The following is a 22,874-nucleotide window of genomic DNA, read 5'->3' on the forward strand; positions in this document are numbered from 1 at the left end:
CACTTTCCTTAGTGGTGATCTGCCGGCGTCCCGGCTACTTCTTCTTGGCGGTGCTGCATTGGCTGTGGGCCGGTTCATTTAGTCCCCCGGAAGGGACTGACCGGTGGTCTTGACGGCATCCTGGACGTGTCCAGCCAGCGCAGCGCGGATCTCCGCAGCCGCCCTGTCCATTGAAACACGCCCCGACTCGCCATTTCTGCGGGTCACATTCAAGGGGGCTCCGAAACTGACGTGCAGGCGGCGGCGCAGCCCCGGAATGGAATCGCGATGTTCGTCTGCGATCCGCGTTCCGAGGATGGCCACGGGAATCACTGTGGCCCCGGACATCAGCGCGAGCCATGCGACGCCGTTGCTGATGTTGCCGGCGGTGCCGCTCCCCCGCGTTCCTTCAGGGAGAATCCCCACGCAACGGCCGGCGTCGAGCACTTGCTTTCCGAGTTGGAGCGCCGCACGGTCGCCGGAGCGGTCGATGGAAATCTGCCCCGAGGCACGAAGCACCTTTCCCAGGAAACCCCTGAACATCTCCTTCTTGACCAGGATGTGCATGGGCCGTGGAGCCGCGCCGAACATCACCGGCCCATCCAGGAAGCTGATGTGGTTGCCCGCGAAAATGACCGGGCCGGACTTGGGAATATTGGAGCGTCCCGTTATTGCGGTCCGGTACAGGACGTGGTCCAACAGCCAGCCAACAGGCCGGCTCCACATCATGGTCCAGCGTGCCGGGAGCCGGGCTTCAGTCACCGTAGATGACCTTGCCCACAATGCTCAGTGCCGTTTCGACCGTCTCTTCGAAGTCCAGGTCCGAGGAATCCAAGGTCACGACGCCGTCGGCCGCCTGGGTGAAGTTCACCACAGTGGAGTCCTTGGCATCGCGGCGGATCACTTGGGCGGCGAGTTGCTCCTGGCTCTGCGTTCCGCCCAACTGGAGGCCGCGGCGCCGCAGCCGGGCTTCCTCGCTGGCGGTCAGCAGCATGCGGACCTCCGCATAGGGCGCGACGACGGTGGTGATGTCCCGCCCTTCCACCACCATGCGGCGGTGGTGCTGTTCGATCAGCTGGCGCTGGCGACGAATCAATTCGTTGCGGGCACCCAAGGTGGTTGCCACCGCGCTGACAGCCGAGGATATCCTCGGCTCGCGGATTTCCTCCGTGATGTCCACTCCGGCAACACTGACGTATTCGGCGTTGGCGCTGGTGCTAAGTTCCAGCGGCAGATCCTTTGAGGCCTGCTCGACGGCGGCACCGTCGGCGAGGTCGATCCCGGTCTTGAGGCAGTACCAGGTCAACGCACGGTACATCGCACCCGTGTCCAGGTAGGCGAGCTTCAAGCGCCGGGCAACTTCCTTGCTGACGCTGGACTTGCCGGAGCCGGACGGGCCGTCGATGGCGACAACCAGCGGCTTTCCCGGTCGTACAACGGTCTCCGGGCCGAAAAGTTCACGTTTCATTACTGGAGTACCCGCCATCCACGGTCGGTCAAGGCTTCAACAAGGAGGTCATGCTTGTTGGGCATGACGGAAAGTTCCACCATGCCAACATTCTGTCCCGACGAGTGGTCCAAGCGGAGGTCTTCAACGTTGACGCCGATCTCACCGATCTCCGTCAACAACCTGGCGATCTGCCCGGGCCGGTCGTCTACCAGAACTGTAAGCCATGAATATGCCTGCGGGGGTCCGCCATGCTTTCCAGGGATCCTGGCCTGCCCGGCGTTGCCCTCACTGATGAGCTGGGCAAGATCCAGGCGGGCCCCGGGTGCCGTGGGATCCTCCAGGGTACCGATCAAGCGGTTGAGGTCTTCACGGACACCATGGAGGATATCCACCACCTTGGCCGCGTTGTTGCCAAGGATCTGCACCCAAAGAGTGGGATCGCTGGCAGCAATCCTCGTGGTGTCCCGCAGCCCGTTGCCGGCCAGGGACAGCGCGTGAAGCGGTGTTCCCTGCAAGCGGCTGGCGAGAAGCGAAGACATCACCTGGGGCAAGTGCGATACCAAAGCAACCGCTTCATCGTGTTCCTCCGCGGTGAACTGGGAGACTATTGCCCCCAGGTCACCAGCAAGGGAACGTGCAGTCTGAAGCGCGTCGGCGCTGGTCTCGTCGGACGGGCAGAGAACCCAAGGCATGGACGTGAAGAGCTCGCCGCGGGCAGCGACGGGCCCCGACTTCTCGCGCCCCGCCATCGGGTGCGTCCCGACGTAACGGGACATGTCCACTCCACGGCCCCGGAGCTCGGCCTGGATTGCCAGCTTGACGCTGGCAATGTCCACCGCAACGGCCTCCGGGTATTCACCCAGGGCACGCTCGACGACGTCGGCCGTCACATCCGGTGGCGCCGCGACAACAACCAGCTGAGGTGGGTTCTCAAGCTCGGACAGAGGCCTGCCCGCGCCGATATCCACGGCCACGGCCTGGTTGGTTGGCGACGGGTCCGAAAGGAACACGGAGACACCCCGGCCACGCAGGCCGAGACCGATGCTGGCTCCGAGCAGGCCGGTGCCGAAAACGACCACCGGGCCGTCAAGATGGCCCCGGCCGTGCGAGTGGAATGCCGACATGCCTTACAGTCCTACGGAGGCCAGAAGGTGTCCGACTTCCTGCTTGCCGAGGTTGCGGATGCTGCCCTGGCGCTGGTCGCCCAGGCCGATGGGACCGATCTTGACGCGCACAAGGCGAAGCACGGGGAAACCCACGGCTTCGAACAAGCGGCGGACAATACGGTTCTTGCCGGAGTGCAGCACAACCTCGATCAGCACGTGGCCGGGAGTGGAATCCACGAGCTTGAAGGAGTCGACGGATGCGATGCCGTCTTCGAGCTCGATGCCAGCCTTCAGCTGCGCACCGACTCCCTGCGGGAACGGACCACGGACCTGTACCAGGTACGTCTTGGGCACCTCATAGGAAGGGTGCGTCAAGCGGTTGGCGAGTTCGCCGTCGTTGGTCAGCAGCAGCAGGCCCTCGGTGGCGACGTCAAGACGGCCGACGTGGAAGAGACGCTCGCCCTTGTTCTTGGCGGACTTGAGGAAATCGCTGATGCAGGGACGGCCCTCGGGGTCTTCCATGGTGGAAACGACGCCCTTGGGCTTGTTGAACACCATGTAGAGCATGGTGTCATCGAGCTGGATGCGAATGCCGTCGACGTGGATCACGGCGGTCGCGGGGTCGACGCGCATGCCAAGCTCGGTGGTGAGCTGGCCGTTGACCTCGACGCGGCCTTCCTCGATCATTTCCTCGCACACGCGGCGGGAAGCCACGCCGGCCTGGGCCATGACCTTCTGCAGGCGCACGCCATCGGCGTCGTGCTGCTCGGACTGGGCCACCTCGCCGCGGCGGCCGCGGGGCTTGCGGATCGGGCCAAGGTTCTGGCCGAAGCGCTCACTGCCGAAGGCGCGGGAAGCGTACTGTTTCTTGTTGCTGGCTTTGGGCTTCAACGCGCCTGGCGTGCCCGGAGCCTTGCCGAAGCCGGGCTTGTTCGAGCCTGGCTTGCGGGGGGCCTTGGCCGGCCTGGAATCTTGGCGGCCGGCCTCTTCACGGCGCTCGTAGCCTCCGGCCGAGGTGGGGTTGTCCGGATCAAAGGGGCGTTCTTCACGCGGACGAGTGGGCTTGAAGGGGCGTTCTCCGCCCGGGGAGAAGCTGCGCTTGCTGCCTCCGGAGGCGCCACCGGCACGGCTTGCGCCACCCCGGCCGGCACCAAAGCTGCTGCCTCCTGCGCGGCCGGCACTGCTGCGGCCTGCACTGCTGCGGCCTGAGTCTTGCGACTCGTTGCGTCCGGAATTGTTTCGTCCCGAACTATTACGTGGTGAACCCTGGCGTCCCGCCTGTGTCATGACCCGTCCTTTTGTTATGGTGGCCGGCTTGTTCTTTCTCAACGTAAGCCAGCCGGACAGAGGATATCTGTCCTGTGTGTCTGCCCGCTACTAGCCGGACGTTTGTAGATCCTTGCAATATCAAAAATTATTGAGTTGTTCCCGCGACTACATGCGTTCGGCGTCGAAGAACTCCTCGATGCCCTCCAGCCCCGGAAGGTGAGGGGACAATTGAGGCAGTTCCGCCACCGAGCCAATGCCCATGCGCTCGAGGAAGTACGAGGTGGTCCGGTAAAGGATCGCCCCCGATTCAGGATCGGTACCCGAGTCCTCGATCAGCCCGCGTTGGACCAGGGTCCGAACGACTGAATCGACATTGACGCCGCGGATGGCCGACACCCTGACCCTGGAAACCGGCTGCCGATACGCGATGACCGCCATGGTTTCAAGGGCTGCCTGCGTCAGCCGCGCGGTCTGGCCCTCGAGAACGAACCTGCCCACGACGTCGGCAAAATCCGCGCGTGAATAGATCCGCCACCCTCCGGCAACGTTCCGCAACTCAAAACCCCGGGGTGCAGCGCTGGCACTTGCATCAGTGTGCAAGTCATCAGCGTCCCTGCCCGGGGCTTTAACAGTATAGCCGCTATACTCCTGCCGCAGTCCCTCCAGCAAATCCTCGACGACGGCGACCGTCACGTTGAGCCCGGCAGCGAGCTCTTCCGCCGTGGCCGGTTCGTCGATCACCATCAGGACGGCTTCCAGGGCCGCGCGGGCGCCTCCGGGTAGGGCTTCAAGCTCGGCGAGGCCGTCCCCGCCTGTTTCCTGCTCGCTCACAGCGGCTCCTCTCCTTCGTCGATCTGCTCGTACTCGTCGCTCAAGTTGTCGCTGCTCCATCCTTCGGGGCGCCCTGTCCACCGGACAGTGAGTTCGGCGAGCGGACCCGGCTGCTCAAACGCCACCACACGGTCGCGGAACAGCTCGAGGAGTGCCAGGAACCGGGCCACGACAACGAGCGTGGACTCGGCGTCGGCAATCAATGCCCTGAAGGATTGTGGCTGGCCGCGCTGCAGGCGGTACCCGATGATCTCGGCTTGTTCCTTGACGCTGACGGGTGTTCCGTGAAGGTGGTCGAGCCCGACTTGCTCGGGCGTGTTGTCCTTCGGCGCCAGGGTCTTGGCCGCAAGCGCGGCGAATTGCTCAGGAGTGTGGCGCCAAATCAATTCGGGCAGCATTGCGGCGAAATGCCCTTCCAGCGCAACTTGCCGGGGGAAGCGCCGGGCTTCGGACTCCAAGGTGCCGGACATGATCGCGGCCACCTGTTTGAAAGCCTTGTACTGCAGGAGCCGGGCGAAGAGAAGATCCCGGGCTTCCAGCAAGGCAATGTCCTCGGCATCTTCGACTTCGCCGGCTGGCAGGAGCCTTGCGGCCTTGAGGTCCAGAAGGGTGGCGGCGATAACCAGGAATTCGCTGGCTTCGTCCAGGGCCCAGTCCTCGCCCAGTTTCTGCAAGCGCCGGATGTACTTGATGAACTCATCCGTCACGGTGGCCAGCGCAACTTCCGTGATGTCCAGCTTGTGCTTGGAGATCAGGCCGAGCAGGAGATCGAACGGGCCGGTGAAGTTCGCCAACCGGACCTCAAAGCCGGCCTTTCGTCCGGAAGGCGACGCTCCGGCGTCGTCCGCTGTGCTTGCAGAAGAGTACGACGGCGGCGCGTCGCCCTTCAGGGCGGGCGCGCCTTCAGCGGTGAGTGGCTCTGCCACGCGGGCTAGGGTGCGCCGCCGCGCGAAATCAGTTCCTTGGCCAGGCGGCGGTAGGCGTCGGCACCGATGTGGTTTCCGGCGTAGCTGGTGATGGGTTCCGCGGCAACCGTAGCGTCGGCGAACTTGATGGAACGCTTGATGACGGTCTCGAAGACCTTGTCCCCGAACGCCTCCACGAGCCTCGAAATGACTTCGCGGCTGTGCAGGGTGCGGGCGTCGTACATCGTGGCGAGCACGCCGTCCACCTGCAGGCGCGGGTTCAACCGGTCCTGGACCTTTTCGATCGTTTCGACGAGGAGTGCCACCGCGCGGAGGGCGAAGAATTCGCAGATCAGCGGGATGATGACGCCGTGCGCAGCCGTCAAGGCATTGACCGTCAGGAGGCCCAGGGACGGCTGGCAGTCGATGAGCACCACGTCGTAGTCGTCCTCGACGCTCTTGAGCGCGCGGTCCAGCACTTGCTCGCGGGCTACCTCATTGACCAGCTGGACCTCGGCGGCCGAGAGGTCGATGTTCGCCGGCAGGAGGTCGATGCCTTCGACGCCGGTCTTTTGGATGGCGTCGCGGATATCCACTTTGCGGTCCATCAGGACGTTGTAGACAGTGAGGTCGAGCTCGTGCGGGTTCGTGCCCAGGCCCGCGGAAAGAGCCCCTTGGGGATCGAAATCAACAAGCAGGACGCGCCGGCCGAATTCTGCGAGCGCAGCGGCGAGGTTGATGGTTGACGTGGTCTTGCCCACGCCACCCTTCTGGTTGACCATGGCGATGACGCGGGCCGGGCCATGGGAGGCCAGCGGCGCGGGCTCGGGGAAGTCGCGGTGCGGGCGGCCCGTTGGCCCCATGACGGCGTCTTCCAGATCGAAATCCGTGCCCTCCAGCGTAGTCGTTCCCCGTTCGCTGCTCACGTATCTGTCCACTCTCTCCACGACGGTCATTTCCTGCGGCTGTCTCCAGCACCAGCACTGCTCCCCACCTAGGCTACAGCGCCCGACACGGCATTCTGCGGAACTTGACATTGCCCGCAGTTTGAGCCTTTACCTTCTAGCTGAGGTAGAAGGTTGGGCCGCGGTGGCAATAAAACGCAAGCAAGGCAGGCCCCCATGACGGGTTCCTGCCTTGCCTGCGTGGATGCTTCCAAACAGTGTGCCGGACTAAGCGGCCACGGCCTCTTTCACCTCTGGTTCAGCGTGGTGGCTGATCATGGTCAGCTCGTCGAACGGCTTCGCACCGGACAGGACGTTGGTGACCTGGTTGCGGTCGATTTCCTTGACCCACGTACCGATCAACACGGTGGCGACGGCGTTGCCCGTGAAGTTGGTCAGGGCGCGGGCTTCCGACATGAAGCGGTCGATGCCGACGATCATGCCGACGCCGCCCAGCAGTTCGGGCCGGTGTGCCTGCAGGCCTGCAGCGAGGGTGGCCAGGCCGGCACCGGAAACGCCGGCCGCTCCCTTGGACGCAATGATCATGAAGACCAGCAACGATACCTGCGCACCGAGGTCCAGCGGAATACCCATGGCGTTGGCGACGAACAGCGAGGCCATGGTCAGGTAGATGGCAGTTCCATCCAGGTTGAAGGAGTAGCCGGTAGGCACCGTGACACCGACAACCGGCTTGGAAACGCCGAGGTGCTCCATCTTGGCGATGAGCCTCGGCAGCGCCGCTTCGGAGGACGAAGTGGAGAAGATGAGCAGGTACTCGCGGGCCAGGTACTTCATCAGCTGGAAGATGCTGACGCCGGCAACAACCCGCAGCAAGGTGCCCAGCACCACGACGACGAACAGCGCGCAGGTGATATAGAACGCAACCATCAGGGTGAGCATGCCGAAGATTGCCTTCACACCAGTGGCACCGACCACTGCGGCGATCGCGCCGAAGGCACCGACGGGAGCCAGCCACATGATCATGATGAGGATGCGGAAGACGAGTGCCTGCCCGTGCTGGATGGCCTTGAGCACCGGCTGGCCCTGGGAGCCCATGCGCTGCAGCGCGAAGCCCACCAGGATGGCGGCCAGGAGCGTCGGCAGGACGGGAATGTCTCCGGGGATGATGCCCAGCAGGAAATCGGCGGTGCTGTTCGTGGCAGCCTTCGCATTGGGGTCGTACGGGATCAGCTTCAGGCCCTCGCCCGGGTGGATGACGTTGCCGACTACCAAACCGATGGCGAGCGCGAAGGTGGACATCACCAGGAAGTAGATGAGTGCGAGCCCGCCGACCTTGCCGACGGTGGCAGCCTTGGCGATCGATCCGATGCCCAGGACGATGGTGCAGAAGATGACGGGGGCGATCATCATCTTGATGAGCTTGATGAAGCCGTCACCCAAAGGCTTGAGGGATTTACCCACCTCGGGGAAAAGCAGGCCGACGACGGCGCCCAGCACAACTGCGGCGATCACGGCGATGTAGAGGTAATGCGACTTGTCCAGCCCCTTGCGCCCGGTCTTGGCGGGTGCAATCTCTCCTCTTTGAGAGGTCATGGCTTTGCTCCTTATAGATACTCTGGAAAGCGCCGTGGTCCCTGCAAAATGTCCCTGCGCCGCTCTGCTGTGATACCCATCATTAGGCGCGGCGTGACATGTATCACTGTTGCGTTCATATTGGTCACAGGATTGCCCGCAGAAAGGAGTACGTGATCCGACGCTGGAGCATTGCCCGGAGACTCTTTGTGGCGAATCTACTGTTCGTCCTCGCGCTCACCGCCATCGTGGGCACGGCGGCTTTCCTGGATGCCCGGGACCGGGCCTACAACGACGCCGGCCAGCGCATGCAGGCGGTGGCCGCCGCGATCGCAGCCAATCCCCTCGTGCTTCAAGCAGCCGGTACGCCGAATCCATCCGCCGTCCTGCAGCCCTATGCCCAGGTGGTGACGGCCAATGCCCATGCCGATTTCATCACCATCATGGCGCCGGACCGGACTCGCTGGACCCATCCGAACCCCGACGAGATCGGCAAACCCTACATCGGCACCATCGATCCTGCCCTCCACGGCCAGACCTTCACCGAAGTCACCGCCGGTACGCTCGGCCCGTCCGTCCGAACCATCGTTCCCGTGGAGGATTCCTCCGGAAAAGTCCAGGCCCTCGTGGCCGCGGGTGTCACAGTGCGGACAGTGGACGTCGCAGTGTCTGCCCGACTCACGGCGATCATCGGCATCTCCCTGGCCATGCTCGCTGGAGGCTCCCTCGCCTCGTGGTTATTGGGCCGGTACCTGCGTTCGGTCACCCGGGGCTGGGGACCGGAGCAATTGGCGCAATTGTTCGCGTACTACGAGTCGGTCCTGCATTCGGTCCGCGAAGGCGTGGTGCTGATCGACACCGGCGGCAGGGTGGTCATGTACAACGACCAGGCTGCGGAGCTGCTGGGACTGGAACCGTCCGACGTCGATCCCGCCGCGGAGGCCGCCCCGCGCCTTTCGGATCTGCCCCTGGATCCCAGCCTCCACCGCCTCTTCGAATCCGGCCGGACGGCACACGACGAAATCCACCTCACAGGGTCCCGGATCCTGGTGGTGAACCAAGCGCCCGCCGTCGGGCCACCTGGAATGAGGGGCCGGCAGCGACCTGCCGTGTTCGGGACCGTAGCCACGCTCCGCGACAGGACGGAAATCGAGTCCCTGGGCAGTGAACTCGAAACCATGAAGACCCTGTCCGACGCATTGCGGGCCCAGACCCATGAGCACGCCAACCGGCTGCACACCATCGTGTCCCTCATGGAGCTCGGGCGGACCACCGACGCCTTGGACTTTGCCACCAAGGACCTTGAGCTGAGTCAACAACTGACCGACCACCTCGTGGCATCGGTGGACGAGCCTGTCCTGAGTGCGCTCATCATGGGGAAGTCCGCCGAGGCGCACGAACGCGGAGCAGAGCTGACTGTCATGGTGACCGGCGGGGACGGCCTCCAGGGCCTGGCCGTCCAGGACCTCGTGACCATTTTGGGAAACCTGCTGGACAACGCACTCGACGCCGCCACTGCCGCTCCCCCGCCGCGCAAAGTGGAACTGGGCATCGAATCCGGACCTGAAGGAACCACGTTCACGGTGGTCGATTCCGGCCACGGCATCGATCCCGGCATCGTGGACGACGTCTGGCAATACGGATTCAGCACCAAGGCGGCCGGCATCGGACAGGCCGGCCAACCCGGGGCTCCTTCCCGCGGCGTGGGCCTGGCCCTGGTGCGGCAAGCGGTGCAGCGGCTTGGCGGTACGCTGTCCATCAGCGAATCCACGAGCGCCTTGGGCGGTGCGTTCTTCCGCGTGGCGCTCCCCGCGCCGGACTCCAGGAAAGAAGCCGAATGACCGAAATCCGCGTTCTCGTTGTCGAGGACGAACCCATCGCCGCCGATGCCCATGGCGTCTACGTCGGACGAATCGACGGCTTCACTGTTGCGGGAACGGCCCCGGACGGGCAATCTGCCCTGCGGCTACTCAACGAATTCGCCGTTGCCGGGCAGCCAGTGGACCTCGTCCTGCTGGACATGAACCTGCCGGATCTTCACGGACTGGACGTCGCCCGCCGAATGCGCGCTTCGGGGCTCCTTGCGGACATCATCGCCATCACCGCCGTCAGGGAAGTGAACATTGTCCGCAGCGCGGTGTCGATCGGCGTGGTGCAGTACCTGATCAAGCCGTTCACGTTCGCAACGTTTGCGGACAAACTCGCCAGCTACCGCACCTTCCGCGAACAACTCGCCGTACCGGCGTCGGGCGCTCGAGCGAGCGGAGCCTCGCAAAGCGATGTGGACCAGGCGTTTGCCAGTCTCCGCGCACCGACCGAAGTCCCACTGCCCAAGGGCCTTTCCGCCCATAGCCTGGAGTCCGTCAAAGACCTCCTGGCTGGCCTTGGCCGGGCCGTGTCCGCGAGCGAGGCAACTGTCTCCCTGGGGATGTCCCGGGTTACCGTACGCCGCTATCTCGAGTACCTGGCCGACGCCGGGATGGTCACGAGGAATGCGCGATACGGCACCCCCGGACGGCCGGAAAACGAGTACCGCTGGAATCGGACTTAGGCCACGATTGGCCATCGATGTATACAGAGTTCGATCATTTTCCCAGTATTGCCCGCAAAAGCTAGGCATGATCGCGGTTTATGTATACACTGAGGACATCCACCCAGTGAAGGAGGGTCCATGCGTGCCAGTGACCGGGCTTATGCGTCCCTGCGCGAAGACATCATTGAGTGGCGCCTGGCACCCGGAACGGTCCTCGCGGAAGTGGAACAATCCGAACGCCTGGGCGTGTCCCGCACACCTGTCCGGGAGGCGCTGAGCCGGCTCAGCGCGGAAGGGTTGACGACGGCGGCAGGCGGCCGCGGCGTCGTCGTCACCGACATCTCGCTGGAGGACATCGACGAACTGTTCGAACTGCGCGAGACGCTGGAAGGCAAAGCCGCCGCCCTCGCCGCGGAGCGCGGTGAACGCCCCGTGTTCGCCCAACTCCACGCCGAGCTCCTCCGGGCCCCGGAGATGATCAGCGACAGCGACCCGGCCCGGCACGACTATTACGCCCTGGTGGGAAGGCTCGACGAAGCGATCGACGAAGCCATCTCCAATTCCTACCTCGCCCAGGCCATGCGCAGCCTGCGGGTCCACCTGGTGCGGGTCCGCCGCCTCGCGGCCGACGACGCCGAACGCCTCCACGCCGCCGCCGTCGAGCACGCCGCGATCGCCGAAGCCATCGCGGCAGGCAACCCCCGGCTCGCCGAAGCCGCCACGACCCTTCATCTGCACCGCAGTCTTTCCCACGTCAAAGCCACCCACACACCTCACTAAAGGAGCACCATGGTGAAGAACAACCACGTCCGCGTCTACAAGAGCGAAGAGAACCTTGCCCGTGAGGAGCAGCTGGCTCACAAGATCGCCACGGTCGCCGCCGACCCCGTCGACGTGACTCCCCTCGTCACGGAGATGGTCATCAACCGGATCATCGACAATGCCTCCGTTGCCATTGCCTCCCTGAACCGTGCCCCGATCATCGCTGCCCGGGCACAGGCCCTGACCCACGCGCCCACCACCAACGGAAAGGGCTCCTCCGTTTTCGGAATCAGCGACAAGGTCTCCCCCGAGTGGGCCGCCTGGGCCAACGGCGTCGCCGTCCGCGAACTCGACTACCACGACACCTTCCTGGCCGCCGACTACTCCCACCCGGGCGACAACATCCCGCCGATCCTCGCCGTGGCCCAGCACGTCGGCTCCAGCGGCAAGGACCTGATCCGAGGCATCGCCACCGGCTACGAAATCCAGGTGAACCTGGTCAAGGCCATCTGCCTGCACAAGCACAAGATCGACCACGTAGCCCACCTCGGCCCCTCCGCCGCCGCCGGCATCGGCACCCTCCTGGGCCTGGACGTCGAGACGATCTTCCAGTCCGTCGGGCAGGCCCTGCACACCACCACGGCCACGCGGCAGTCCCGCAAGGGCGAAATCTCCACCTGGAAGGCCCACGCCCCCGCGTTCGCCGGCAAGATGGCCGTCGAGGCCGTGGACCGCTCCATGCGCGGCCAGACCTCCCCCGTGCCGATCTATGAAGGCGAAGACGGCGTCATCGCCTGGATGCTGGACGGCCCGGACGCCTCCTACGAGGTCCCGCTGCCCGAAGCCGGGGAGCCCAAGCGCGCCATCCTGGACACCTACACCAAGGAGCATTCCGCCGAGTACCAGGCCCAGGCCTGGATCGACCTCGCCCGCAAACTCCACGGCGAGCACCCCGAGGCGACGGACCCGGCCAACGTGGCCTCCGTCCTGATCAAGACCAGCCACCACACGCACTACGTGATCGGCTCCGGAGCCAACGACCCCCAAAAATACTCGCCCACCGCGTCCCGGGAAACCCTGGACCACTCCATCCCGTACATCTTCACCGTCGCGCTGCAGGACGGCTCCTGGCACCACGTCGACTCCTACAGCACCGAACGCGCCGGCCGCCCCGACACCGTGGAACTCTGGCACAAGGTCACCACCGTGGAAGACCCCGAATGGACCCGCCGCTACCACTCCCTGGACATCGCGGAGAAGGCCTTCGGCGGCACCGTTGTCATCACACTCACGGATGGAACCGTGATCACAGATGAGATCGCCGTGGCCGACGCCCACCCGCTCGGCGCCCGGCCGTTCGCCCGCCAGCAATACATCGACAAGTTCCGCACCCTTGCTACCGGTTTGGTCGAGGAAGCCGAGATCGAACGCTTCCTCGCCGCCGCCGAAGCCCTCCCGGACCTGGGACCGGGCGAGCTGGACCAGCTGAACATCACCGCCGCCCCCGGGGTCATCGACCTCGCCGCCGCGCCGAAGGGGCTGTTCTAGATGCTCTATTCCAAGACAACGCCGGAGCAGAAGCGCCTCGCCCTGCGCGAGATGCTCGCTTCCGGGACCATCGTCCAGTTTCCCGGCGCGTTCAACCCGCTCTCGGCACGCCTGATCGAGGAGAAGGGCTTCCCCGGCGTCTACATCTCCGGGGCCGTCCTCGCCAACGACCTCGGCCTGCCGGACATCGGGCTCACCACCCTCACCGAGGTCACCACCCGGGCAGGCCAGATCGCCCGCATGACCGAGCTCCCGTGCCTCGTGGACGCGGACACGGGATTCGGCGAGCCGATGAACGTGGCCCGCACCATCCAGGAACTGGAAAACGCCGGACTGGCCGGTTGCCACATCGAGGACCAGTTCAACCCCAAGCGCTGCGGGCACCTGGACGGCAAGAACGTGGTCGACATCGACACCGCCGCCAAACGCATCCGTGCCGCGGCCGACGCCCGGCGCGATGCGAACTTCCTCATCATGGCCCGGACCGACATCCGCGCCGTCGAGGGCATCGAAGCCGCGCAGGAACGTGCGCGGGCGCTGGTCGAGGCCGGCGCCGACGCGATCTTCCCGGAAGCCATGAAGGATCTGTCCGAGTTCCAAGCCATCCGTGATGCAGTGGATGTGCCGATCCTGGCCAACATGACCGAGTTCGGCAAGAGCGATCTATTCACCACAGAACAGCTCCAAGGGGTCGGCGTGAACATAGTGATCTACCCGGTCACCCTGCTCCGCATTGCCATGGGCGCTGCAGAGCGTACGCTGGAAACGATCAAGGCCACAGGAACGCAGGAGGCGCAGGTGGAGAACATGCTCACCCGTGCGCGCCTCTATGACCTCGTGGACTACGAGGCTTACAACCACTTCGATACGAGCGTTTTCAACTTCCAGATTCCTGGGCTCAGCCGGTAACTGGATCAACCAAGGGATGCAGGCGCTCCGGCTGTTCCGGAGTGCTTGCCGATGAACGAAGGAGTTCAGCATGGCTGCTGAAGAGATCAAGAAGGGCCTGGCCGGCGTCGTGGTTGACTACACCGCGATCTCCAAGGTCAATCCGGACACCAACTCGCTGCTGTACCGCGGGTATCCCGTGCAGGAACTCGCCGCCAAGTGCAGCTTCGAAGAAGTCGCCTTCCTGCTGTGGAACGGCGAGCTGCCCACGCCGGAGGAACTTGCAGAGTTCACGGCCCGCGAGCGCGCGGGCCGCGCCCTTGACCCCGTAGTGAAGCAGGTCATCGATACGCTGCCGACTACAGCACACCCCATGGATGTCTGCCGGACGGCCGCTTCGGTGCTCGGAGCACGGCACCCGCTGGCCGAGGTTTCCACGCCTGAGGCCAACATGACCAAGGCAATTGACCTGTTCGCCGCCATGCCGGCAGTGGTCGCCTACGACCAGCGCCGCCGGCGCGCGGACGGACAGGCCATCGAACCCGTGGCACCGCGGGACGACCTGGGCTACTCCGCGAATTTCCTGTGGATGACCTTCGGCGAGGATCCGGTGGACGAGGTCGTGAAGGCGTTCAACGTCTCGATGATCCTTTACGCCGAGCACTCCTTCAACGCGTCCACCTTCACGGCCCGTGTTGTCACCTCGACCCTCTCGGACCTGCACTCCGCGGTCACCGCGGCGATCGGCGCGCTCAAGGGTCCGCTGCACGGCGGCGCCAACGAGGCCGTCATGCACACCTTCGAGGAAATCGGCATCCGCACCGAGGAATCACTTGAGGAAGCCGCTGGCCGGGCGAAGACCTGGATGGAACACGCCCTGGCGCAGAAGAAGAAGGTCATGGGATTCGGGCACCGCGTCTACAAGCACGGTGACTCCAGGGTGCCCACCATGAAGGCCGCACTCGACAAGATGATCGCCCATTACGGCCGGCCCGAGATCCTGGGCCTGTACAACGGTCTTGAACAGGCCATGGACGAGGCCAAGGCGATCAAGCCCAACCTGGACTACCCCGCCGGACCGACCTACCACCTCATGGGCTTTGACACCCCGACCTTCACCCCGCTGTTCGTGGCCAGCCGCATCACCGGCTGGACTGCCCACATCATGGAGCAGCTCGGATCAAACTCCCTGATCCGCCCGCTCAGCGAATACAACGGCGTGGACGAACGGCACCTGCCGTAGTTTCACCATGTACGACGGCGGGCCGGTCACTTGGGCCCACGCGAGCAGGGTTCCCTGGCCGAGCTTGCGAGGTCAGGGGGCTCGTGGGGAGTGACCGGCCCGACGTCGTACATCAAGCTATTGAGTGAGCTGCAGGCTGGTGATCACCCGCTTGAGCTTCTGGTATTCAGGTGTCTGCAAGTACCGCGTGGCTTCCGCCATGGTGCTGAAAGTGCGGGAGCCGGGGGCCTGGGCATCGCTCGTAGCAAAAGACAAAGTGCCCTTCGGCGCACTCCCTAAGAATGTGTACATCAGGCAGCTGTCCCGGAGATCACCGCTGAACTTGTCTACCAGGCCGATCTGGTAGCTGATGCCCTTACCTTGGGCCGTCTGGTCCAGCACATGGTAGGAGAACCGGACCTGCGAATCGGTGACCCACTGCCCCTGCAGTGAAGAGGCAGCTCTGTCGAGCTCCGTTTGCTTGTACGTTCCCGGGCCGCATGCCCCGCCAACGCCGCCGCCCGTGCCGTAGTAGAACTTCGCCACCATGCTGCCCGCCTCGTCGGTCACCTGGATTCCGGATGCCGGATTGCTTGCGGTGCCGGCTGGAACGTCGGCGGCCGTCCAGCCCGCCGGGAGATCGAACTGCGCGTGGGCGCTGGCGCTGACGAAGCTCGTCCACGCAGGGCCCGCCGTCGATGGTGTTGATGCTGTTGGTTCGTCGGTAGCGACCGTTGAAGCCGAGGCCGTGGCCGACGCCGATGGCGATGAAGCAGTCGTCGCAGGGGCCGTCGTAGCTGCGGGTGCCTGCAGCTGGCTTCCGCTCTGCGCCTGTCCCTGGGACCCCAGGTTGCCGGCAACGAGGAATCCCGCCGCGAGGACGGCTGCGGCAAGAGCCACCAACACGATGATTCTGAGTCTCCGCATCTTCCTTTTCCGTTCAACGTCCGTTGAGTCCATGCCCAACATGTTTCCGTCGATCTCGGAGCGGTATGAACGCTCCATGGTTTCGTCGTCCTGCATGGACAGTCCGTGGCCATCGTGGCGCCTAGAATCCACCATTCCCCCTTTGCCGGTAGCGCCCGAACTGGGCGTTCATCGTGTAAGTTTCCGTCAAGCGTCCTGAGGTTACAGCCCCGGCATCCAATTCCGGGCGGACGCACGCGCGGTTGCTCCGTCGTCGGTCCAGTCTGAGTGGAAGACTTCGGCCACGTTCTCGTTGTCATCGGCGAGTACTACGCGTACATCCATGCGCCGGCCATTCATCATCGCGGGAAGCCAGTGTTCGGCGTCGGCCCACATATGGGCTACCGGCAGGTCCTCCGCCGGGTACCACTGCGGTGTGATCTCGTCGCTCTCGGAAGGCTCCCCCACCCAGGATTCGGCGAGGAACACGGTGGTAAACATGTTCCATTCAGGCTTGGCAGGGAACACGAAGTCCACAGTTCCTGCGGCCACCAGGTCCTCCGGGTCAACATCGACGTAGACTTCCTCGCGGACTTCCCGGCAGACCGCTTCGACGGCGGTCTCACCCTCCTCCACATGGCCGCCGACGCCCACTACCTTGCCCTTGCCGAAGCCGGTGCGCTTGCGTCCAAGGAGGACCTCCCGGCCGGCATCGACCTCGCGGAGGAGAAAACAGAGGGTCACGTGGGCGGCTGTCATGGCATCAAGCCTACGACTGCCTCGCCCCTGAAGAACGACGCCGGCCCGGCGTCGCGGCTTTGTCGCTAGCCCATCTTGGTGATCGTGAGCGAAGTGATGACAGCCTTGAGATCCTTATAGCCCTGTGTCTGGGTGAAGGCCGCGGCTTCTTCGACTGTGTTGAATTTGTAAAGGCCCCACAACGGTCCGCCCAATGGGCGGCGATCGGCGAAGCTGAAGAACTTCAAGGGGCCGGGTCCTGCCACCGCGAGATCGAGGACGCACCCTATCCCCTCCTGTCCGGCAATACGGTTGGTAATTCCTATCCCTGCCTGAACCGGACCCCCGTCATTTGCGGCTGACGTCATTGCGACGTAGACGAACCTTGGTGTTCCCTGGGCTGGCGACGCGGGGTCTGTCGGCAACCCAGGCATCGGCTGACTGTCGAGGATCTTGTAAGGCGCCTTGTTGAGGCAACTGCTCAGGCTCCAGTCGTTGGTTTCCCCCAAGGCGAGCCGTGCCATGGACTTGCCGGTGGAGTCCGTGAGCGCAGTTCCAGGACCGCCCGTCAAGGATAGGCTGCCTGGGTCACCCAATTGCCACGCGGCGGGATAGGTGAAGCTCACTTTGTAGCCCGTGGACAGGTCCTCGTAAGCCTTGAGACCTTCAGCAGCGAGGGATCCAGGCTCCGGGGAACCGACCAGAACGGGACGAAGCTCGACCGGGATTCCGTTGGTGACGAACGCCTTGTCCATGAATTGCTCAGCCGTCAGCCGATCATTGTTGGACGCAGCACCGGCCCAGTTCCCAAGGCTGGTTTGCTGCACGTAGCTCCCGTTGACAAGCCTGGCGATCCAGAACCAGTCTCCCGGATTCGGGTTGTCGCTTGGTGCCGGCGCCATGATGCCCATCCATCCGGCTTTGCAGCCCACAAGCCGAAGAACCGGCTTCAGCCGCTCCAATGACGTCATGGCCCCCGTCAGGTTTTCAATCGTGCATTCACCGTGTCCGACGCCGGCAAGCGACGTGGTCGTCGTCGGGCTTGCCGTCGCGGTCGGGCTCTCCGTCGGGCTCGCGGTGCCGTCCACCGTTGCTGTAGCCGTCGGTGACGCGCTTGGCGTTGCGGAGGACGTGCCGGCCGGAACCGGGACAGCATTGATCGAACCCAGGTGCGTCGCCACGAGCACCCCGGTGGTCACCGCGGCCGCGGCCATCGTCAGCAGCCCTGCAATCCTGGCATTCCGCAGCCGACGTGCAGCCGCCATGGACCGAACATTCGGCGGCAACTTATCCACGCCGTTGCCCGGAGCAGCCACCACCCGGGCCAAAGCCGCGTCTGCATCCGGCATGGCGCCGGCGCCGCTGCGCAGCGGATCGGCCTCTTCAATCAGTTCTCGGATCGGATCCATCCCTATGCCCCCAACTTCTGTGCCACCGCACCGCTACCGGTTGGCAGTAACTTTCGGAAAGCCTCCCGCGCCCGGTGCAAGCGCACCTTCGCGGCCGACTCCCTGCACTGCAGGACGGCCGCGATTTCCAGGACCGTCAATTGATCCCAATACGCCAACTGAAGAATGTCCCGGTCTTTCTCCCTTAGGGAATCCAAGACCTCATCCACCAGCGAATATCCGTTACCGGCCACGTCGCCGGTAACCACGGACTCACGGAGGCGCTCATGCAGGGCTACCTGGCGCCGATGACTCCGATAAGCGTTTCCCAGAAGATTTCTCGCCACCGTGAACAACCAGGCCACATCCACCGACGACGCTTCGTCCCATTTCTGCCAAGCGACACGAAATACGTCCGCAGCCAATTCTTCAGCCACTTGCGGATCATCCACGCGTCGCCGCACAAAACGGAATATGCGCGGGTACGTATCCCTATGCAACGCAACGAACGCCGATTCCCCCTCGGAAAGCACAATCCCCCACTCTCAATCCGAAACCCCAAGCCAAAACCCTGGCTAACTGTATAGTTTCCGGCACGAGCCCGCAGGTTACAGCGCTGCCACGCCAACCGGACCGGCAGGAACCGGCTGGAGCCACCGATTGCTAGAGTGTCGCCATGAGTCAAGAGGGGAACGGCCAAGCCTCAGAGGCCTGGCTGCCTGGCTGGCTGGTCCGGCATCCGCTCTACGCCGGGTGGGTATGGACCGGTTTCTGGGCGTTGTTGATCATCATCGATGAATTCCTGGACCTGGCCGGCTGGAGCTGGTACCTGCTGGTCGGCATGGCCGCACTGCCGCCCCTTCTGTCCACACTCGCGGTGCTGTACGCGACTCCCCGCAGGCATTTGAAACCACAAAACGAATCAGTGCTGGGCCACTTCTTCGTGCGATTCCTTGCACTGGTGACTGCATTCCTCGTGTGGGGCGTTTCAGTGGTCATGAGCGCCTCGATCTCCACCGCCGTCCAGGTCGCCGTCGGAAATTCCGAGCGCGAAGTCACGTCCTTGGGCTTCAACTTGCTCGTGGCAGCTGTCCCGCTTGTCATTTCGGTGTTGTGGATGGCTTTCATCGTCCGCTGCGCCTGGTTCCTGCGCCGTTTGCGTGGCTGGAGCCAAAGTCCCGCCAGCTCGCGGGTGCCGAGGAAATTCCTGCGCTCCCGCCCGAAGCTGAGGCAGGTCGTTGTCGGCTTGGCCCACCCGGGCCTTCTGCTCGTGGCCGGTCTCGGCATGTCTATTCTGGCGCTGTTCTTGAACGCTGTGGAGCTGACCTTTAGCGTGCTGCGGTAAGTGACCGGCGTCAGCCGAGCGCCCGTGGATGCGCAGCCGCATACACCTCACGCAAGGTGTCGGCAGTGACCAAGGTGTACACCTGCGTGGTGGTCACCGAGGCGTGGCCCAGGAGTTCCTGCACCACCCGGACATCGGCGCCGCCCTCAAGCAGGTGTGTGGCGAACGAATGCCGCAGGGTGTGAGGCGAGACGTCCTTGGTGATGTTGGCCTTCTCTGCCGCAGTCTTGAGAATGGTCCAGGCACTCTGCCGGCTGATCCGGCCTCCGCGGGCATTCAGGAACAGTGCCGGGGTGCCTTTTCCCTTGGCGGCCAGCGCAGGTCTTCCACGAACTACGTAGGAGCCGACCGCACGGGCACCGTAGGACCCCAGCGGCACCAAGCGCTCCTTGGAGCCTTTTCCGAAGAGCCGCACGATCGCGGGACCATCGGCTTCCGCTTCGAGGGAGACATCGTCGACGTCAAGGCCCACCGCTTCGCTGATGCGGGCACCCGTGGAGTAAAGGAACTCCAAAAGGGCCCGGTCCCTCAGCCCGGTGGCCGTATCGGCACCGGCGGCCTCAAGGATCCGTGTCACTTCGCCGACGCTAATGGCCTTCGGCAGACGCTTGCCCGGCATTGGCGGGTGGACATCGCTCGCGGGGTCCGCCGTCGTCGTCCCCTCAAGGGCCCAAAACTTGTGGAGCCCCCGGACGGCAACCACGGTGCGTGCGGCAGAGCGGACGCCGAGTGCGGCTCCGCCGTCGGAGCCGTCGGCCAGGGCCTGGACAAAGGCGGTGACATCGTGGCGGGAGATATTGCCCGGGTTGTCGACGCCGGACCCTGCCAGGAAGTTCGAATAGCGGGACAGATCCCGGCGGTAAGCGGACAAAGTGTTGCTTGCGAGGCCTCGTTCCACGCCGAGGTGTTGCAGGTAGTCCGTGACGGCCCGGTCAATGGCGGTCTGGACCCTGGTCTCCGCGAGCTGGGGCACGGTCAGCGCTGGCTCGGGTGGGCAGGCCAGGGAGCGTTGGCCAGCCGCAGGTTCCGGAAGCCGTCGGCGCGTGCGGCGGCCGCCGCGAGGATCCCGACGACGGCGGACGGGTTGTGCAGGCGGCCTTCGAGCACCGCTGAAACAGCTTCGTCGAGCGGTACCCACACAAGCTCGATTTCGGATTCCTCCTCCGTGCGGAGGTGCCGTTCCGCCTCGGGCACGTCTCCCAATCCGCGGGCCAGATAGATTCGAATCGCCTCGCTCGAGGAGCCAGGTGAGTTGAAGAAGTCCGCGAGGACATTCCACGTGGCCGCCGTAAGATCGGCCTCTTCCGCGAGCTCCCGGGCTGCGCCGACGACGAAGTCTTCGCCGGCCACGTCAAGAAGCCCGGCAGGAATCTCCCACAGATCCATGCCCACGGGGTGGCGATATTGCTTGAGCAACAGGATTTCGCCGTCGACGTTCATCGGCAGCACCGCAACAGCGCCGGGATGGTCGATGTAGTCGCGGACCAAAGTACCGGTGTCTTCGCCCAGTTCGAAGGCGTCACTGACGACGTCCCAGATCCGGCCTTCATAGACCTTGCTGGACGACAAAAGACGGCGCGGGCTCGGCATGTCCGAAACCTTCCGAAAAGTGCTGGGGGTTTCAGAAATACCGGGCATCGCGCCGTCCTTCGTTTGTGTGAGCGATTACTTTGCAGCTACCTTGCGGGCTGACTTTGCTGCCGAATCCACGCCTGACTGACGCTCCAGCGCAGCCTTCACGAGGCCGGCAAACAGCGGGTGGGGGCGCGTGGGGCGGGAGCTGAGCTCGGGGTGGGCCTGTGTTGCCACGTAGTACGGGTGTACTTCGCGCGGCAGTTCCACGAACTCAACAAGCTTGCCATCGGGAGACGTTCCGGAGAACACGAGTCCCTCGGCTGCGATCTGCTCGCGGTACTTGTTGTTGACCTCGTAGCGGTGGCGGTGACGCTCGCTAACGGTTGTAGCGCCGTAGGTCTCTGCAACCACGGAGCCTTCATCCAGCTTGGCTTCGTAAAGGCCCAGGCGCATCGTGCCGCCAAGGTCGCCCTTGCCGTCAACGATGTCGAGCTGTTCCTCCATGGTGGCGATGACCGGGTACTTGGAGTCGGGCTCGAACTCGCTGGAGGACGCACCCTCGAGGCCGACCACATTGCGGGCGTACTCGATGACCATGCACTGAAGACCGAGGCAAAGGCCCAGCACCGGAAGCTTCGTCTCGCGGGCGAACTTGAGCGCGCCGAGCTTGCCCTCCAGGCCACGGATACCGAAGCCGCCGGGGACACAAATGGCGTCGACGCCGGCCAAGGACTTGGTGGCGCCTTCGAGGGTTTCGCATTCGTCGGACGGGACCCAGCGGATCTTGACCTTGGTTTCGTTCGCGAAACCACCGGCACGCAAGGCCTCGGTCACGGACAGGTAAGCGTCCGGGAGGTCGATGTACTTGCCCACGAGGGCAACTTCTACATGGTGCTTGGGGTTGTGTACTGCTTCGAGGAGCTTGTCCCAGCTGGTCCAGTCGACGTCCTTGAACGGGAGATCGAGGGCTCGGACGACGTAGGAGTCAAGGCCCTGGGAGTGCAGCGTCTTGGGGATGTCGTAGATGCTGGGAGCATCGGCGGCGTTGACCACGGCGTCAATATCGACGTCGCACATGCGGCCGATCTTTTCGCGCATGGCGTCGGGCACTTCGCGGTCCGAACGGATCACGATCGCTTCCGGCTGGATGCCGAGGGAGCGCAAGGCGGCAACGGAGTGCTGCGTCGGTTTGGTCTTCAGTTCCTGTGACGGGCCGATGTACGGCACCAAGGAGACGTGGAGGAAAAAGACGTTGTTGCGGCCGATGTCCTGGCGGACCTGGCGTGCGGACTCGAGGAAAGGCTGGGACTCGATGTCGCCAACCGTGCCGCCGATTTCGGTGATGATGACGTCCGGAGCGTTTTTGCCCTCAGCGGGGAGGCGCATGCGGCGCTTGATCTCATCCGTGATGTGCGGGATGACCTGGACGGTGTCGCCGAGGTACTCACCTCGCCGTTCCTTGGCGATGACTGTCGAGTAGATCTGGCCGGTCGTGACGTTGGCCGAACCCTCAAGGTTTTCATCGAGGAAGCGCTCGTAGTGTCCGATGTCGAGGTCGGTTTCGGCGCCGTCGTCAGTAACGAAGACTTCGCCGTGCTGGAAGGGGTTCATCGTGCCCGGATCCACGTTCAGATAGGGATCGAGCTTCTGCATAGTTACAGACAAACCGCGTGCCCGCAGCAAGTGGCCGAGGCTCGAAGCCGTCAGTCCCTTACCGAGCGAGGACGCCACACCGCCAGTGACAAAGATGTGTTTGGTCGTCTTGGACGAGCCCGGGAACCGGGAATTTACACGGGAATTTGATCGCTGCACCACGGAATTCGAGCCTATCATCAATTGCGCCTCCAAAGGATCCGCTAGCCGTTTTCCCAAATGCTCAATAGTCCCCTGCCGTGGGGCGAGGATCAAGAGTAAAGTCCACCCGACCGGGGAAAACAGCTCAGCCGGCCGGG

At 64.1% G+C, this 22,874-nt stretch carries 20 protein-coding genes and 2 pseudogenes; 7 read left to right on the plus strand and 15 right to left on the minus strand.

The features are described 5' to 3' along the window. Positions 1 to 8 precede the first annotated feature (8 nt). The 8 genes and pseudogenes from ABD742_RS14400 to ABD742_RS14435 all read right to left on the minus strand — a co-directional run bounded on the left by ABD742_RS14400 (position 9) and on the right by ABD742_RS14435 (position 8,038). Positions 9 to 705: pseudogene (locus tag ABD742_RS14400) on the minus strand (lysophospholipid acyltransferase family protein). A 28-nt stretch (positions 706 to 733) separates the two neighbouring features. Next, a complete protein-coding gene (cmk, locus tag ABD742_RS14405; protein WP_234753768.1) occupies positions 734 to 1,447 on the minus strand; it encodes a (d)CMP kinase in 714 nt (237 codons plus the stop codon). Beyond that, entirely contained in the window at positions 1,447 to 2,553 is a 1,107-nt protein-coding gene (locus ABD742_RS14410; protein WP_234753767.1) for a prephenate dehydrogenase, read from the minus strand. Before ABD742_RS14410 ends, cmk begins: the two co-directional genes overlap by 1 nt. Before the next feature lie 3 nt (positions 2,554 to 2,556). After that, a complete protein-coding gene (locus ABD742_RS14415; RefSeq protein ID WP_234753765.1) occupies positions 2,557 to 3,822 on the minus strand; it encodes a pseudouridine synthase in 1,266 nt (421 codons plus the stop codon). A gap of 147 nt (positions 3,823 to 3,969) precedes the next feature. Continuing rightward, positions 3,970 to 4,635 carry an SMC-Scp complex subunit ScpB gene (gene scpB / locus ABD742_RS14420; RefSeq protein WP_234753763.1) on the minus strand — a complete coding sequence of 222 codons (666 nt, stop codon included), beginning with the start codon at positions 4,633 to 4,635 and terminating at the stop codon, positions 3,970 to 3,972. Further along, on the minus strand, positions 4,632 to 5,429 hold the full coding sequence (locus tag ABD742_RS14425; RefSeq protein ID WP_234753881.1) for a segregation and condensation protein A: 798 nt from the start codon (positions 5,427 to 5,429) through the stop codon (positions 4,632 to 4,634). The genes scpB and ABD742_RS14425 overlap by 4 nt, the downstream gene beginning before the upstream one ends. Before the next feature lie 137 nt (positions 5,430 to 5,566). Next, positions 5,567 to 6,466 (minus strand): ParA family protein, encoded by a 900-nt coding sequence (locus tag ABD742_RS14430; RefSeq protein ID WP_234753762.1) that lies wholly within the window; start codon positions 6,464 to 6,466, stop codon positions 5,567 to 5,569. 246 nt (positions 6,467 to 6,712) lie between these two features. Then, complete coding sequence (locus tag ABD742_RS14435) at positions 6,713 to 8,038, minus strand: cation:dicarboxylate symporter family transporter (protein ID WP_234753760.1); 1,326 nt, start codon at positions 8,036 to 8,038, stop codon at positions 6,713 to 6,715. Positions 8,039 to 8,190: 152 nt separating this feature from the next. Here ABD742_RS14435 and ABD742_RS14440 point away from each other — a divergent pair, with 152 nt between their 5' ends. The 6 genes and pseudogenes from ABD742_RS14440 (at position 8,191) to ABD742_RS14465 (ending at position 14,991) form a co-directional block, all read left to right on the plus strand. Then, a complete protein-coding gene (locus ABD742_RS14440) occupies positions 8,191 to 9,858 on the plus strand; it encodes a sensor histidine kinase (protein ID WP_234753758.1) in 1,668 nt (555 codons plus the stop codon). Continuing rightward, positions 9,855 to 10,568 (plus strand): response regulator, encoded by a 714-nt coding sequence (locus ABD742_RS14445; RefSeq protein WP_234753756.1) that lies wholly within the window; start codon positions 9,855 to 9,857, stop codon positions 10,566 to 10,568. The genes ABD742_RS14440 and ABD742_RS14445 overlap by 4 nt, the downstream gene beginning before the upstream one ends. 120 nt (positions 10,569 to 10,688) lie before the next feature. After that, positions 10,689 to 11,395, plus strand: a pseudogene (locus ABD742_RS14450) (GntR family transcriptional regulator). Then, positions 11,340 to 12,860 carry an MmgE/PrpD family protein gene (locus ABD742_RS14455; protein ID WP_234753754.1) on the plus strand — a complete coding sequence of 507 codons (1,521 nt, stop codon included), beginning with the start codon at positions 11,340 to 11,342 and terminating at the stop codon, positions 12,858 to 12,860. The pseudogene ABD742_RS14450 and the gene ABD742_RS14455 overlap by 56 nt, the downstream one beginning before the upstream one ends. Next, the gene (prpB, locus tag ABD742_RS14460; RefSeq protein WP_234753753.1) at positions 12,861 to 13,769 is read left to right on the plus strand and encodes a methylisocitrate lyase; all 909 of its coding nucleotides are present in this window, start codon (positions 12,861 to 12,863) and stop codon (positions 13,767 to 13,769) included. It begins immediately after the preceding gene. Between the two features lie 70 nt (positions 13,770 to 13,839). Beyond that, positions 13,840 to 14,991, plus strand: a complete 1,152-nt coding sequence (locus ABD742_RS14465; protein ID WP_234753752.1) for a bifunctional 2-methylcitrate synthase/citrate synthase — start codon at positions 13,840 to 13,842, stop codon at positions 14,989 to 14,991. Positions 14,992 to 15,108: 117 nt separating this feature from the next. Here ABD742_RS14465 and ABD742_RS14470 read toward each other — a convergent pair whose 3' ends face one another. From ABD742_RS14470 to ABD742_RS14485, 4 genes are all read right to left on the minus strand, one after another. Beyond that, entirely contained in the window at positions 15,109 to 16,032 is a 924-nt protein-coding gene (locus ABD742_RS14470) for a hypothetical protein (RefSeq protein ID WP_234753751.1), read from the minus strand. Positions 16,033 to 16,098: 66 nt separating this feature from the next. Further along, a complete protein-coding gene (locus tag ABD742_RS14475; protein ID WP_234753750.1) occupies positions 16,099 to 16,635 on the minus strand; it encodes an NUDIX domain-containing protein in 537 nt (178 codons plus the stop codon). 65 nt (positions 16,636 to 16,700) lie between these two features. Beyond that, a complete protein-coding gene (locus ABD742_RS14480; RefSeq protein WP_234753749.1) occupies positions 16,701 to 18,023 on the minus strand; it encodes a hypothetical protein in 1,323 nt (440 codons plus the stop codon). Between the two features lie 2 nt (positions 18,024 to 18,025). Beyond that, positions 18,026 to 18,535, minus strand: a complete 510-nt coding sequence (locus tag ABD742_RS14485) for an RNA polymerase sigma factor (RefSeq protein ID WP_234753748.1) — start codon at positions 18,533 to 18,535, stop codon at positions 18,026 to 18,028. Between the two features lie 143 nt (positions 18,536 to 18,678). Between ABD742_RS14485 and ABD742_RS14490 the strand changes: the two genes are divergently transcribed. Further along, a complete protein-coding gene (locus ABD742_RS14490) occupies positions 18,679 to 19,347 on the plus strand; it encodes a hypothetical protein (RefSeq protein WP_234753747.1) in 669 nt (222 codons plus the stop codon). Between the two features lie 10 nt (positions 19,348 to 19,357). Here ABD742_RS14490 and xerD read toward each other — a convergent pair whose 3' ends face one another. From xerD to pyrG, 3 genes are read right to left on the minus strand one after another with little or no spacing between them, the layout of a single operon-like run. Continuing rightward, the gene (xerD, locus tag ABD742_RS14495; protein WP_234753746.1) at positions 19,358 to 20,320 is read right to left on the minus strand and encodes a site-specific tyrosine recombinase XerD; all 963 of its coding nucleotides are present in this window, start codon (positions 20,318 to 20,320) and stop codon (positions 19,358 to 19,360) included. A gap of 2 nt (positions 20,321 to 20,322) precedes the next feature. Next, the gene (locus ABD742_RS14500) at positions 20,323 to 20,985 is read right to left on the minus strand and encodes an NUDIX domain-containing protein (RefSeq protein ID WP_234753745.1); all 663 of its coding nucleotides are present in this window, start codon (positions 20,983 to 20,985) and stop codon (positions 20,323 to 20,325) included. Positions 20,986 to 21,012: 27 nt separating this feature from the next. Then, positions 21,013 to 22,755 (minus strand): CTP synthase, encoded by a 1,743-nt coding sequence (pyrG, locus tag ABD742_RS14505; protein ID WP_234753744.1) that lies wholly within the window; start codon positions 22,753 to 22,755, stop codon positions 21,013 to 21,015. Positions 22,756 to 22,874: the final 119 nt, after the last annotated feature.

This window comes from Arthrobacter ramosus (assembly GCF_039535095.1).
GTDB lineage: Bacteria > Actinomycetota > Actinomycetes > Actinomycetales > Micrococcaceae > Arthrobacter > Arthrobacter ramosus.